Here is a 12,924-nt window from a genome sequence, read left to right as displayed (position 1 = left end):
CCCGAGGCCCGGGCCGCCGCCGCGCCCGCCGTCGCCGGCGCAGCGGCCGGCTGGGCCGCCGGCACCCGGGCCTACCTGGTGATCAGCGCCCCCGCCGACGTCGCCGCCGCCAAGGCCGCCGTCGCCGCCAACGGCGGTACCGTTTTCTCGAGTTACGACCAGATCGGCGTGATCGTCGCCCACTCCACCACCGCGGGCTTCGCCGCCGCGCTGCGCACCGTCACCGGCATCCAGCAGGTCGGCGCGACCCGCACCACCGACGTGCCGGCCGACGCCTACAGTCCGGCGCTGCCCGCCGGCCCCGCCCAGACGGCCACCACGCTCACCGAGTCCAACCGCTGGGACATGACCCAGATCAAGGCCGACCAGGCCTGGAGCATCAGCACCGGCTCGCCGTCCGTCAAGGTCGGCGTGCTGGACACCGGCGTGGACGACCAGCACCAGGACCTCGCGCCGAACTTCGACGCCGCCGACTCGGTCTCCTGCGCGTACGGCAAGCCCGACACCCGCACCGGGGCCTGGCGGCCCGTGGACGACCACGGCACCCACGTCGCCGGCACCATCGCGGCCGCGAAGAACGGCAAGGGCGTCATCGGCGTCGCACCGGGCGTGAAGGTGGCCTCCGTCCGCATCGCCGAGCCGACCAGCACCCTGTTCTACGCCGAGAACACCATCTGCGGCTTCGTCTGGTCCGGTGACCACGGCTTCAAGGTCACCAACAACAGCTACTACACCGACCCGTGGCAGTTCAACTGCCCGAACGACCTCGACCAGGCGGCCCTCATCGAGGGCGTCAAGCGCGCCCAGGAGTACGCCGAGGGCAAGGGCTCGCTTCAGGTCGCGGCGGCCGGCAACGCCAACTACGACCTGGCCAACAAGACCACCGACACCGCGAGCCCCAACGACTCCACCCCGACCACCCGGACCATCACGAACGCCTGCCTCGACATCCCCACCGAACTCCCCGGTGTGGTGACGGTCGCTGCCACGGGCAGCGGCAGCGGCAAGGCCTCCTACTCGAACTTCGGCCGGGGCGTCATCGACGTCGCGGCGCCCGGCGGCGACGGCGCCACCGGCGTCTACTCGACCCTGCCCGGTGGCAAGTACGGCACCATGAACGGCACGTCGATGGCCTCCCCGCACGTCGCCGGCGTGGCCGCGCTGATCGTCAGCGCCAACCCCTCGCTCACCCCGGCCGACATCCGGGCCCGCCTCGCGAGCCAGGCCAACGACCTGGCCTGCCCCGCGTCCGACAGCCGCTGCACCGGCACCACCGCTAACAACGCCTTCTTCGGCGAGGGCCAGATCGACGCGCTGAAGGCCGTCGGCGGCGCCACCCCGCCCGCCGGCAAGTACTTCGAGAACACCGCCGACGTGGCGATCCCCGACAACACCACGGTGGAGAGCCCGATCGCCGTCACCGGCGTCACCGGCAACGCGCCCGCGACGCTCAAGGTCGGCGTGGACATCAAGCACACCTACCGCGGTGACCTGGTCCTCTCGCTCGTCGCCCCGAACGGCACGGTCTACCTCCTGGAGGACTTCCCGAACGGCGACAGCACCGACAACGTCGCCAAGACCTACACCGTCGACGCCTCCGCGAGCGCGGCGAACGGCACCTGGAAGCTCCGGGTGAAGGACGGCGCCGCCGGTGACACCGGCACGATCGACGCCTGGAACCTCACCTTCTGATCCCACCGGCTCCGCCCGGCCGCCCGACGCCCAGCCGCGTCGGGCGGCCGGTCCCGTCGCCCGCCCTCCACCGGCTCCGTTCAGGCCGGGACGCGCGCGGACGGCGCCGGACCGCAGGGTGTGGCGAGCCGGTCGTGACGCCCCGGGGGCGACTCGGTGCCACCGGCTCCAGGCCGCCGACCGGCGAGGACGTGTGCGGTGCCGGTCCCCCGGGGTGGGCATTCACCTCGATCGGACAGAGGCACCCGTGAACGGCGCCGGAAGGCGCACGCCCGTCGCGGCCGATGGCAGGGCACGCCGTCGCGCGCGAAACTCCGCGCCCGACACAGCGTGCCGGGCGCGGGCGGCCGAGGGGCCGGGGCGCCGAGGTCAGAGTGTGAACATCGCGCTGTACGGCGGGGTGATGCGTTCCTGTTGTGACCCGAAGTCGACGAGGACGGCGATGTCGCCGTCACCTTCGACGGCGAGGACCCGGCCGAGGCCGTACCTGTCATGGGTGACCCGGTCACCGGCGGCGAACTGCTTGCGCGGCACCTCGGCCGGAGCCTTGAACGGACTGCCGGGCAGGGGGCGGCGGACTGCTGGAGGTTTCGTCATCGCCTCCAGTATGCGCCGGAAAGCCCGGGAGCGAGCCTCTTCGACGCACTCGGGTTCGAACCGGGTCGCAATGTCGCGGGTGCGGTCCCGGCGGAGGCCGGGCGGCACCAGGTGGGCGGGGCGCAGGGCCTGAGCGGCGCTGCCGCCGCGACGGACGGCCGGCCGTGTCCGCGGGAATCGCCCCGCCCGGGGCGCCGGCCCGGACGGCGGACGGCCATGCCAACTGGCGCGCTCCTGCGGCGCGTTGACGGTTGCGGCGGCCCGGGCCCCGGGGCCTCGGGGGGCGCCTCCCGGAAATCGGGGAGGAAATATCCGTCCGCGGCGCGCTCGGGCCTGCTAGGGTTGTTTTAGTTGCAGTAGTGGTTCCCATGAACTTTGTGTGCGCCTGCTGATGTTTCGCAGGCGTATTTTTGTTTCCCGGCATTTCCCGGGTGGGCGCTTCCCGCGGCGACTCGAGGCGTGCGCTGTGTGCGCTTCGGACAGCCTCTTGAAGGAGATTTCTTAATGGCTAATGGCACCGTGAAGTGGTTCAACTCGGAAAAGGGCTTCGGCTTCATCGAGCAGGAGGGTGGCGGCCCGGACGTCTTCGCCCACTACTCGAACATCAACGCCAACGGCTTCCGTGAGCTGCTCGAGGGCCAGAAGGTCGAGTTCGACGTCACGCAGGGTCAGAAGGGCCCGCAGGCCGAGAACATTCGCCCGCTGTAATTCTTCTGCCACGGCACCCGCCAAGCAGCGAGGGGCCCGCACCGCGCACACGCCCGGTGCGGGCCCCTCGGCGTTGCGGCACGGTGCGTCCCGCCGCCGTGCAGGCCCCTGACCGCCACCGGCGCCCGTCCCCGTGCGGGACGCGCGGCGTCGCGTCCCCGGACCGGCGTCCTGTCGTGACAGCTCACGGTTCGAGGTTCTCGCTCCCGCGCTGTGCGGTGAGGGCCGACCGTACCCGAGGTGCCGCACGGTTCCGCCGTGCCCGCCCCACCCGCCACTTTCGGCCCGTTTCCTCGCGGTCTCCGCCGGCACTCCGCCGCGGAACCCTCCTCGCGACGTGCCGCCCCGAGGAAGGTTTCCCCGCATGAGCCGCTCCGGTCGCTCCTCGTACCAGAACACCGACTCCCGCTCCGCCGCGGGCCCCCGCTCCGGCGCCGGCTCCTCCTACGGGGCCCGGCCCTCCGGAGGACGACGTACCTCCGGCCGCCCCGCTCAGGGGCGCTCCGTCCAGGGCGAGTTCGCGATGCCGGTGAGCACCACCCCGGCGCTGCCGGCCGTCGAGTCCTTCGACGAGCTGGACATGCCGAAGGCACTGCTGTCGGTGCTGACCCGCCAGGGCGTCACCGTGCCGTTCCCGATCCAGGCCGCGACGCTGCCGAACTCGCTGGCCGGGCGCGACGTGCTCGGCCGCGGCCGCACCGGCTCCGGCAAGACCATCGCGTTCGGCCTCGCCGTACTGGCCCGCACCGCCGGGCGCAGGGCCGAGCCGCGCCGTCCGCTGGCCCTGGTGCTGGTCCCCACCCGCGAGCTCGCGCAGCAGGTCACCGAGGCCCTCACCCCCTACGCCCACGCGCTGCGCCTGAGGATGGCGACCGCGGTGGGCGGAATGCCGATCGGCCGCCAGGCGTGGGTGCTGAACCGCGGGGCGGAGGTCGTGGTGGCCACGCCCGGCCGGCTCAAGGACCTGATCCAGCGCGGCTCCTGCCGGCTGGACGAGGTCGGCATCACGGTGCTCGACGAGGCCGACCAGATGGCCGACATGGGCTTCCTGCCGCAGGTCACCGAGCTCCTCGAGCAGGTCTCCGACGGCTGCCAGACGATGCTGTTCTCCGCCACCCTGGACCGCAACGTCGACCGGCTGGTGCGGCGCTTCCTCCAGGACCCCGTCACCCACTCGGTGGATCCGTCCGCGGGAGCGGTGAGCACCATGGAGCACCACGTCCTGCAGGTGCAGAGCTTCGACAAGAACGCCACGATCGCCCGCATCGCGTCCCGCGACGGCAGGGTGATCATGTTCATCGACACCAAGGACGGCGCGGACCGCCTGGTGGCGGACCTGCTCGCGAACGGGGTGAAGGCCGCGGCCCTGCACGGTGGCAAGTCCCAGCCCCAGCGCACCCGCACCCTGGAGCAGTTCCACAGCGGCCAGGTGACCGCGTTGATCGCGACCAACGTCGCCGCCCGGGGCATCCACGTCGACGGGCTCGACCTGGTCGTCAACCTGGACCCGCCGACCGACCACAAGGACTACCTCCACCGGGGCGGCCGCACCGCCCGGGCCGGTGAGTCCGGCACCGTCGTCACGCTGGTGCTGCCCCAGCAGCGCCGGGCGATGGCCCGCCTGATGGCGACGGCCGCCATCACCCCGGTCACCACCAGGGTCAGCTCCGGCGGCGAGGACCTGGTGCGCATCACCGGAGCCCGTGTGCCCACCGGCGTCCCCACCGTGATTCCCGACCCCGTCGTCGAACGGCCGCGCCGCGGCCCGTCCGCGAGCCGTGCCCGCCGTGGTCGCCCCGCCCACACCGCCGGCGCCACCCGGGCCGCCTCCGGTCGCGACACCCAGGCGCGCCACGAGCCGAGCGGTCACCGTGGACACCAGCCGGCCCGACGACGCCCCTGAACCCGACGAGGTTCGGCCGCGCGGGTGCCGTCCGGCTCCCCGCGCGGCCCGACCGACGGGCGCCGGAGCCGGTGGCGGCCGGGGAAGGGGGCCTTCTCCGGCCGTCACCCCCGGGCCCGTCGGGACGGCTCCTGGGTCACCCCGTCGCGCCGCCCGCGCGGACCAGGAGGGGCAGCAGCCAGTCGAGCTCGGGGAGCGTCGGGTCGGTGGTGAGGTGGGTGAGGTAGGGGAGGTCGGTGAAGGCGGTGGACGGCCACGTCCCGGCGCCCTGCTGGAGGTACGGGTCGCCGTCGTGCGGCCCGTGGCCGTGGCCGGGCCCGTGGTGGTGGGGCTCGTCCGGCTCGCACGGCGGCTCGCAGCGGGCGAGCGCGGAGGACGGCGGGGTGGTCACCGGCGCGGTCCCGGGCGGGGAACCCGGGGGCACGTAGGAGGCGGTGACCGTGTTGACGGTGTCCTCGCCGATCAGGCTGGAGCAGTGGAACGTCTTCGTCTGCCCCGCGGCCAGGTCGAACGTTCCGGCCGCCGCCACGCAGGCCGGCTCCTGGGAGTCGTTCAGGGTGATGCCGGTCAGGTCCACGGTGCCGGTGTTGGTGACGGTGATCCGCCAGAAGGCCCGGCACTTGTCCGGGGCGCACGGATCCTCGGGGGCGTTCCCCTTGTGGAGGGTCGCCTCCTTGCCCCAGGGTCCGGCTCCGCCCTCGCCGCAGTCGGCCGCGCGGTCGGACCGGCAGACCTGCTTGTCGACGTTCAGTGACGGGGTGCCGGTGCCGCTCACGTCGACGGTGGCCTCGGCAGGGGGTGTGGTGACGGGTGTGCCGCCGGGGCCGGGGAAGGTGGCGGTGACGGTGTTGGTGGTGGTCCGGGTGACGTTCGGCAGGTCGCAGAAGACCTGGTGGGAGGCGCCCGGCGCGAGGTCGAAGGTGCCGGCCGCGGTGGTGCAGGAGGGGGTGACGGTGTCGGTGAGGGTGATGCCGGTGACCGGGACGGTGCCGGTGTTGGTGACGGTGATCCGCCAGAAGGCGGTGCTGCCGGAGGGGATCGTGGTGGTCGCGGCCCAGGGGCCCGGTCCGCCGTCGGTGCAGTCGCCCGCGCTGGTGGAGGTGCAGACCTCCTTGGCGATCGTCAGCGCCGGCGCGCACTGGGCGCCGGGGGCCACCTGGAGCGTGACGGTGTCGGAGGTGACGGGCGCCTGGCCGTCGGTGACGGCGGACGCCTGGTTGGTGACGGCCGTGACGGCGCAGTCGGTCGCCACGGTGGTCTCGAAGCAGATCTGCGGGGCGTCGCCGACGAAGGTGACCTGCATCCGCGGGTGGTTGTCGGGGGTGAAGGACGATCCGCTGATCAGGGTGAGGTTGGCGACGACCTGGATCGGCTGGTCGCCGACCGGGACGGAGGAGATGTCCGCGGTTCCGGTGGCGGGGTCGAAGGGGAAGGTGCCGAGGACGGTCCCGTCGGCTGCCAGCACCGTCACCGAGGACTGGGTGAAGTCGACGGTCGTCGGGTCGATGCCGAGCAGGCTGACGGTTCCGTAGGACCGGACGTGCCCGGTGGCTCCGTCGCAGTAGTACGCGGAGGGGTCGACGGTGCCCCGGGCCTTGGTCTTCAGGCAGGGCGAGGCCCCGGTGACCGGGTCGATCGAGAACAGGTAGCCGGTGTCGCCGAGGCTGTACTTGCACTGGCCGTCGTAGGCGAAGCCGTACGGGCTGGTGTTGCCGCCGTTGACGTCGGGCGGGCCGTTGACGATGCCGTTGGTGCCGTACTGGGCGCAGGGGCCCTGGACCGCCCAGTCGTAGCAGTACTCGGTGCTGTTGAGGGTGGGCGTCAGGCCCTGGTAGATCCAGAGCGGGAACTCGGTCTCGAGGTGGCCGTTGGGAGCGGTGATGGTCAGCGGCACCTGGTAGTTGGCCTCGCCGGGGGCGGCGTTGGTGCTGAGGAGGGCCTGGAGGCCGGGAGGTGCGGCGATGGGGTTGCCCGTCAGGTCGAAGCAGACGACGGAGCCGACCGGCGGGGTGACCTCCTGGTAGACGCCGCCGACCGCCGTGCAGACGCCGGTGACGGTGCCGGCCGGGTCGTACATCTCGAAGACGTTGTCGGCCCGGGCGGGGGCGGTGCCGGTCGGGGTGACCACGGTCTTCGGGGTGGTCCAGCCGGTGCAGGCGGCCTTCGTCGACGGGTCGAAGCAGGACATCACGGTGGGCAGGGGGGCCGGGGTGTTGTCGGTGACGTAGATCTTGCCGTCGACGACCCGCATGATGCCGGCGTAGTCGCCGCTGAAGGCGGTCTGGCCCTCGTTGGGGGGCAGGCCGATGTCGAAGGTGCCGCAGGAGGCGTTGGCGGCGGGGTCGTAGCAGAGGATCTCGCCGGTGGTGGAGACGGCGTAGATCAGCTGGTCGGGTGCCTGGACGACGCCGCCGACGGCGAGGCCGGTGCCGCTCTGGAGGGCGGTGAAACCGCAGCTCGCCTGGGCCTGGAGGTCGATGCAGCCGACGCCGATCAGGGCGGGGGTGACCCGGCTGATCGCGGCGTAGTACAGCTTGGAGCCGATCTGCACGTAGGTCGGTGTCCGGGTGCTGCCGAGGTCGCCGGTGGTCGCTCCGGCGACCGAGGAGTTCAGCGCCTGGGGCCAGGTCGCGGGGGCACCGGCCGGGGTCGGGCAGGGGCCGTTGGTGAGCTGGTCGGTGCAGACCACGCTGGCGGTGTTGGAGAAGCCGTGGTGGTAGATGTTCCAGATCTCGGGGGTGGGGGAGCCGTTGACGGTGGCGGTGTACAGGACGGGGGTGAAGCCGTCGCCGCCGGTGGCCGTGTTGACCGGGGTGAACGGCGGCGGGATCGGGACCACCTGACCGGTCGCCGGCGCGCTGAGCGCCGGGTTGGCCGCCCGGACGGCGTTGGTGGCGGTGCCCTGGTCGGTGCCGGTGAAGGTGGTTCCGCCGTCGGTGGACCACTGCTCGGTGAAGCCGGGGGGCGCGTGGAGCGAACCGGGTACGTAGGTCTGGGTCTGCGGGGTGCTGCCCGGGCCGCCCTGGATCACGTCGGTGACCGTGGTGCCGACCGGTGCGGCGTCGGGGTTGGTCACGGAGACCACCCAGCGGACGGTGTCGCCGTGGGCGGCCTGGGTGGTGCTGCCGGTGGCGAGGTCCGTGCCGGTCTTCGCCAGGGTCACCGGCTGCTGTCGGCCGCCGTGCCGGCTGGTGCCGCCGTCGGCCGGGCCGGCTGCCGGGGCGCCGGCCACCGCCGGGTGCGCGGCGCGGTCCTTGGCGCGGTCCTCGACGCGGTCCTTGGCGCGGGCCGCCGCGGGCGCGGCGAAGGAGCCGACGGCGAGGCCGAGCGCGAGCAGGAGGGGCAGCACCGCCCGGACGGGCCTTCCGCGTTTCGCGACCGGTCGGTGCCGTCTTCGTTCGGGCCCGGTGGTGGGGGGACAGCGCCTCATGAGGGTTTCCTTCGATCGAGCGGCCGGGTGTCGCGAGCGGTGCCGGACGGAGCGGTGCCGGACGGGGCGGTCGCCGTGGAGTGCGCACCTGGCGCAGACGGGCGGGTACCCTCGGCGACCGTATGACGCGGCGTCCGGTCGGAAAATCCGACAGCGGTCTCCAGGCCGCCGAACGGGGACGCATTCACTCCGGAGCGCGCCGGGCATCGGCCTGGCGGGGGATCAGCGACTCCGCGCGCCGGCCTCCGGCGGCGTCCGGCCGGGCGGACGGACGACCCGACGACCCGACGACCCGAGGACCGGGCGTGCGCCGGCGGACGGGTCCGCCGACGGACTTTCAAGCCGGGGCCTCGCGGGGTAGGGATCCCCGGGGGCCGGGCCGAACCCAAGGAGGACTCGCATGTTCACCACCCGTCCGACGCTGCAGGGCACTTTCGGCATGGCGGCTTCGTCCCACTGGCTGGCCACCGCGGCGGCGATGGCTGTGCTGGAGGACGGCGGGAACGCCTTCGACGCCGCCGTGGCCGCCGGGTTCACGCTCCAGGTGGTCGAACCGCACATGAACGGCCCGGCGGGTGAGGTGCCGATCATCCTCGTCCCGGCGGGGGGACGTCCGCAGGTGCTCTGCGGCCAGGGCGGAGCGCCCGCCGGAGCCACCATCGGGCACTTCACCGCGCTCGGCCTGGACGAGGTGCCCGGCACCGGGCCGCTGGCCGCCGCCGTCCCCGGCGCGTTCGACGCCTGGCTGCTGCTGCTCCGCGACCACGGCACCAAACGCCTGGCCGAGGTGCTCCGTTACGCCATCGGCCATGCGGCGCACGGACATCCGGCGCTGCCGGCGGTCGGCGCGACGGTCGCGGCGGTGCGCGAGCAGTTCGAGCGCCACTGGCCGAGCTCGGCCGCGCTCTACCTGCCGGACGGGCGCCCGCCCGCCGCGGGCGCGCTGCTGCGCAACGTCCGCCTCGCCGACACCTGGAGGCGGCTGCTGGCGGAGGCGGAGGCCGCCGGGGCGGGGCGGGAGCAGCAGATCGAGGCGGCTCGGCGGGTCTGGCGCCAGGGGTTCGTCGCGGACGCGATCGCGGAGTTCGCGTCGCGGCCGGCGATGGACACCTCGGGCGTGCCGCACGCCGGAGTCCTCACGGGGGACGACCTCGCGGCCTTCGAGGCGACGTACGAGGAGCCGGTCCGCCACGAGTGGGACGGCTGGACGGTCTGCAAACCGGACATGTGGAGCCAGGGGCCGGTCTTCCTCCAGCAACTCGCCCTGCTGCCCCACGGGTTCGGGCGGTCGTCCCACGCGTACGGCGGACCGGAGTACCTCCACACGCTGATCGAGGGCGGCAAGCTGGCGATGGCCGACCGGGAGGCCTGGTACGGAGACGACACCGAGCACGTCGAAGCCACCGTGGCCGATCTGCTCGATCCCGGCTACAGCGCCGAACGCCGTTCGCTGGTCGGGGAGTTCGCCTCGGCCGAGCTCCGCCCGGGGCGGCCCGGCGGCCGCTCGCCGAGGCTCGGACGAAGCGCCTCGGCCGTCGTGCCGGGGCCCGGAGACTGGGCGATGGCGCTCGGCGGTGGCGACCAGGACGCCGACGACCCGGGCGCCCGCACCGACCGCGTCGGACCGGTCGCCGCCGCCGACGGGGCCACCCGGGGCGACACCTGCCACGTCGACGTGGTCGACCGCTGGGGCAACATGGTCTCCGCCACGCCCAGCGGCGGCTGGCTGCAGTCCAGCCCGGTCGTCCCGGAGCTGGGCTTCCCGCTCGGGACACGCCTCCAGATGGCCCACCTCCGACCGGGACTGCCCAACTCCCTCGCTCCCGGCCGCCGCCCGCGCACCACGCTGTCCCCGTCGCTGGCGCTGCGGGACGGCGAGCCGGTACTGGCCTTCGGCACCCCGGGCGGCGACGCCCAGGACCAGTGGACCCTGCACTTCTTCCTGGCCGTCGCCCTGCGCCCGGCCGTGCGCGGCGGCCTCGACCTGCAGGGCGCCATCGACGCCCCGAACTGGCACCAGGAGGGGTTCCCGTCCTCCTTCCACCCGCACACCATGGACCCGGCCCGGGTCGTCGTCGAATCCCGGGTCGGCGAGGCCGTCATCGCCGAACTGCGCCGGCGCCGGCACCGGGTGCGGGTCGCCGGGCCGTGGAGCGAGGGCCGGGTCTGCGCGGTGGCCCGCGATCCGCGCACCGGCCTCCTGTCGGCCGCCGCGGACCCGCGGGGCATGCAGGGCTACGCGGCCGGGCGGTGACCCGTCCGCCTGTCGGCTCCTCGGCTCGTTCGGCTACTCGGGGACGAGCACCGCGACCCCGGTGACCCGGTCCGCGGCGAGGTCCGCGAGCGCGGTGTCCGCCCGCCACAGCGGGTAGCGGGTCACGTGGACGGCCGGGCGGGCGCGGGCGGCCTCCGCCAGGAAGGCCTGCCCGTCGGCGCGGGTGTTGGCGGTGACGCTGCGCAGGGTGCGCTCCTGGAAGAGGTGCCGCTGGTAGTTCAGCTCCGGGACGTCGGTGAGGTGGATGCCCGCGACGGCGAGCGTGCCGCCGCGGTCGAGGGCGGCGAGGGCGACGGGCACGAGCTCGCCGACGGGGGCGAAGAGGATGGCGGCGTCCAGCGGCTCCGGTGGCGTGTCGTAGGAGTCCCCGGCGAATCCGGCGCCGAGGTCCAGCGCGAGCCGCCTCGCGGGCGCGGCCCGGGTGAACACGGCCACCCGGGCGCCCCGGGCGAGGGCGATCTGGGCGGTCAGGTGCGCGGACGCGCCGAAGCCGTAGATGCCGAGCAGCCCGCCGGTCGGCAGTTCGGCCCGTTCCAGGGCCCGGTAGCCGATGATCCCGGCGCACAGCAGCGGGGCCAGCTCCTCGGCGGGCGGGCCCTCGGGCAGCCGGTAGGCGTAGCGGGCGTCCGCGGTGACGTGCCGGGCGTACCCGCCGTGGCGGTCCCAGCCGGTGTAGCGGGAGTCGGGGCAGAGGTTCTCGCGGCCGCTGCGGCAGTGCGCGCACCGGCCGCAGGTCCGGGCCAGCCAGGCCACCCCGGCCCGGTCTCCTGCGGCGAACTCCTCGACCCCGGCGCCGACGGCGCGTACGCGCCCGACCACCTCGTGCCCGGGCGTGCACCGGGCCGTCCTGGGGGAGAGGTCCCCCTCCGCGAGGTGGAGGTCCGTGCGGCACACCCCGCAGGCCTCCACCTCCACCAGGATCTCCTGCGGCCCGGGGGCCTCCAGCGGCCGCCGTTCCCGCGTCAGTGGGCCCGGTCCCGGCCCGCCGACCGGCCCGGGGCGGTCCACCACCCAGGCGTCGGTCTCCGTCGGCAGCGGTTCCGTCGTGCTCATCGCGTCTCCTGCCACTCGGCCACTCGGCTACTCGGCCACCCGGGTCCCAGTCTGTCGCTCCGCGGCGGCCGCCGCCTGGCGCGCGGCCGCGGAGCCGTCGGGGCGCAGGAAGCCGAGCCGCCCCGGCCGGTGGGTGAACTCCGGCTCGGAGCCGGGGCGTTGGCGGTGCGGCGCCGGTCAGCTCCAGTACCCCGTGTGCACGGCGGAGGCCTCCTCGAAGAGGTGCGGGCCGGAGACGTCCACGGTGTTGCCGCCGGCGGCGAAGACCTGGCGGCAGGGCAGGTCGAGCACGGGCTCGTCCGGGTCGGCTCCCGCGATGACGTTGAGTTCGGTGGCGGCGAGCGCGTAGACGACCCGCCGGATGCCGCTCCAGTAGATCGCGCCGGCGCACATCGCGCAGGGCTCGGTGCTGGAGTACAGGACCGTCCCGGCGAGCTGGTGCGGGGCCAGGGTGCGGCAGGCCTGGCGCACCAGGTTGGTCTCCGCGTGGGCGGTGACGTCGTGGTCCGTCAGCACGGTGTTCTCGGCCGTGAGCAGGACGCCTCCGGACAGGTCGGTGAGCAGTGCGCCGAAGGGGTGGTTGCCGTGGGCGCGGGCGGAGGCCGCGAGTTCGATGGCCGTGAGCAGGTGGGTGCGGGTGTGGTCGGTCATCGGCGGACTCCTCGGGGGTCGGAGCGGGTGAGGGGTCAAACGTATGCGGCGGGTACCGGTGGGCGCCCCGACGCACCGGATTGACACGCCGAACGAACCGCAACTAGCGTGGTTGCGGTTCGGTCGGCCGGGTGGCCGCCGCGAAGAAGGAGGCACGGTGGGCATCAGCAGCAGAAGCGCGGTCGCGATCCACGCGCTCACCATGCTGGGCCGCTGGGACCGTTCGCTGACCTCGGTGGAGATCGCGGAGAGCCTGGCCGGCAACCCGGTCCTGGTGCGGCGGATCCTCGGCAGCCTGCGGGACGCCGGTCTGGTCCGGTCCACCGAGGGGCGCAACGGCGGCTGGTCGCTCGCCCGGCCCGCCCGTGAGATCACGCTCCACGACGCGTACGCCGCCGTGGAGACGGGGCCGGTCCTGTCGCGGCACCCGCATCCGCCGAGCGCCGAGTGCGAGGTGGGGCGGAACATGCAGGGGCTGCTCGACGCGGAGTTCCGGGCCGCGGAGCGGGCCATGGAGGAGCGGCTCGGGCGGACGACGATCGCCCATCTCGTCCGGCAGGTGCTGGACAACGAGCGGGAGGTCGCGCGACGGGTCGCCGGCTGACCGATGGCGGA

9 protein-coding genes are annotated in these 12,924 nt (G+C 74.1%); 5 read left to right on the top strand and 4 right to left on the bottom strand.

Features of this window, described 5'->3' with window-relative positions; translation table 11 throughout:
• Nucleotides 1–1,692: S8 family serine peptidase (locus AB0E96_RS11860; protein ID WP_359821666.1), on the top strand; the 1,692-nt coding region annotated here is incomplete at its 5' end.
• 369 nt (nucleotides 1,693–2,061) lie between these two features.
• Here the strand turns inward: AB0E96_RS11860 and AB0E96_RS11855 are convergent.
• Nucleotides 2,062–2,289, bottom strand: a complete 228-nt coding sequence (locus AB0E96_RS11855) for a hypothetical protein (RefSeq protein WP_359821664.1) — start codon at nucleotides 2,287–2,289, stop codon at nucleotides 2,062–2,064.
• 504 nt (nucleotides 2,290–2,793) lie between these two features.
• Here AB0E96_RS11855 and AB0E96_RS11850 point away from each other — a divergent pair.
• The gene (locus tag AB0E96_RS11850) at nucleotides 2,794–2,997 is read left to right on the top strand and encodes a cold-shock protein (protein ID WP_045694210.1); all 204 of its coding nucleotides are present in this window, start codon (nucleotides 2,794–2,796) and stop codon (nucleotides 2,995–2,997) included.
• A 364-nt stretch (nucleotides 2,998–3,361) separates the two neighbouring features.
• Nucleotides 3,362–4,900, top strand: coding sequence for a DEAD/DEAH box helicase (locus AB0E96_RS11845; RefSeq protein WP_359821661.1), 1,539 nt, complete (start codon nucleotides 3,362–3,364; stop codon nucleotides 4,898–4,900).
• A 136-nt stretch (nucleotides 4,901–5,036) separates the two neighbouring features.
• Here AB0E96_RS11845 and AB0E96_RS11840 read toward each other — a convergent pair whose 3' ends face one another.
• On the bottom strand, nucleotides 5,037–8,249 hold the full coding sequence (locus AB0E96_RS11840) for a hypothetical protein (RefSeq protein WP_359821658.1): 3,213 nt from the start codon (nucleotides 8,247–8,249) through the stop codon (nucleotides 5,037–5,039).
• 481 nt (nucleotides 8,250–8,730) lie between these two features.
• Between AB0E96_RS11840 and AB0E96_RS11835 the strand changes: the two genes are divergently transcribed.
• Nucleotides 8,731–10,584, top strand: a complete 1,854-nt coding sequence (locus AB0E96_RS11835; RefSeq protein ID WP_359821656.1) for a gamma-glutamyltransferase — start codon at nucleotides 8,731–8,733, stop codon at nucleotides 10,582–10,584.
• A 33-nt stretch (nucleotides 10,585–10,617) separates the two neighbouring features.
• Here the strand turns inward: AB0E96_RS11835 and AB0E96_RS11830 are convergent, their stop codons facing one another.
• Both AB0E96_RS11830 and AB0E96_RS11825 read right to left on the bottom strand, forming a co-directional pair.
• Nucleotides 10,618–11,658 carry a zinc-binding alcohol dehydrogenase family protein gene (locus tag AB0E96_RS11830; protein ID WP_359821653.1) on the bottom strand — a complete coding sequence of 347 codons (1,041 nt, stop codon included), beginning with the start codon at nucleotides 11,656–11,658 and terminating at the stop codon, nucleotides 10,618–10,620.
• A 177-nt stretch (nucleotides 11,659–11,835) separates the two neighbouring features.
• Nucleotides 11,836–12,309, bottom strand: coding sequence for a nucleoside deaminase (locus tag AB0E96_RS11825; RefSeq protein WP_359821650.1), 474 nt, complete (start codon nucleotides 12,307–12,309; stop codon nucleotides 11,836–11,838).
• Nucleotides 12,310–12,466: 157 nt separating this feature from the next.
• On the opposite strand from AB0E96_RS11825, the gene AB0E96_RS11820 reads away from it, so the two are divergent.
• Nucleotides 12,467–12,913 carry an Rrf2 family transcriptional regulator gene (locus tag AB0E96_RS11820; protein WP_359821648.1) on the top strand — a complete coding sequence of 149 codons (447 nt, stop codon included), beginning with the start codon at nucleotides 12,467–12,469 and terminating at the stop codon, nucleotides 12,911–12,913.
• The last annotated feature ends 11 nt before the right edge of the window (nucleotides 12,914–12,924 follow it).

Origin of the sequence: Kitasatospora sp. NPDC036755 (assembly GCF_040636595.1) — a bacterium.
In the GTDB taxonomy this organism is placed as follows: Bacteria; Actinomycetota; Actinomycetes; order Streptomycetales; family Streptomycetaceae; genus Kitasatospora.
The sequence above is the reverse complement of the archived record's forward strand: the minus strand, read 5'-3'. Positions and strand labels throughout refer to the sequence as shown.

Bases quoted from the DNA above. Each gene is read 5' to 3' on its own strand.
- AB0E96_RS11855 (WP_359821664.1), bottom strand. From the start codon at position 2,289: ATGACGAAACCTCCAGCAGTCCGCCGCCCCCTGCCCGGCAGTCCGTTC.
- AB0E96_RS11850 (WP_045694210.1), top strand. From the start codon at position 2,794: ATGGCTAATGGCACCGTGAAGTGGTTCAACTCGGAAAAGGGCTTCGGC.
- AB0E96_RS11845 (WP_359821661.1), top strand. From the start codon at position 3,362: ATGAGCCGCTCCGGTCGCTCCTCGTACCAGAACACCGACTCCCGCTCC.
- AB0E96_RS11835 (WP_359821656.1), top strand. From the start codon at position 8,731: ATGTTCACCACCCGTCCGACGCTGCAGGGCACTTTCGGCATGGCGGCT.
- AB0E96_RS11830 (WP_359821653.1), bottom strand. From the start codon at position 11,658: ATGAGCACGACGGAACCGCTGCCGACGGAGACCGACGCCTGGGTGGTG.
- AB0E96_RS11825 (WP_359821650.1), bottom strand. From the start codon at position 12,309: ATGACCGACCACACCCGCACCCACCTGCTCACGGCCATCGAACTCGCG.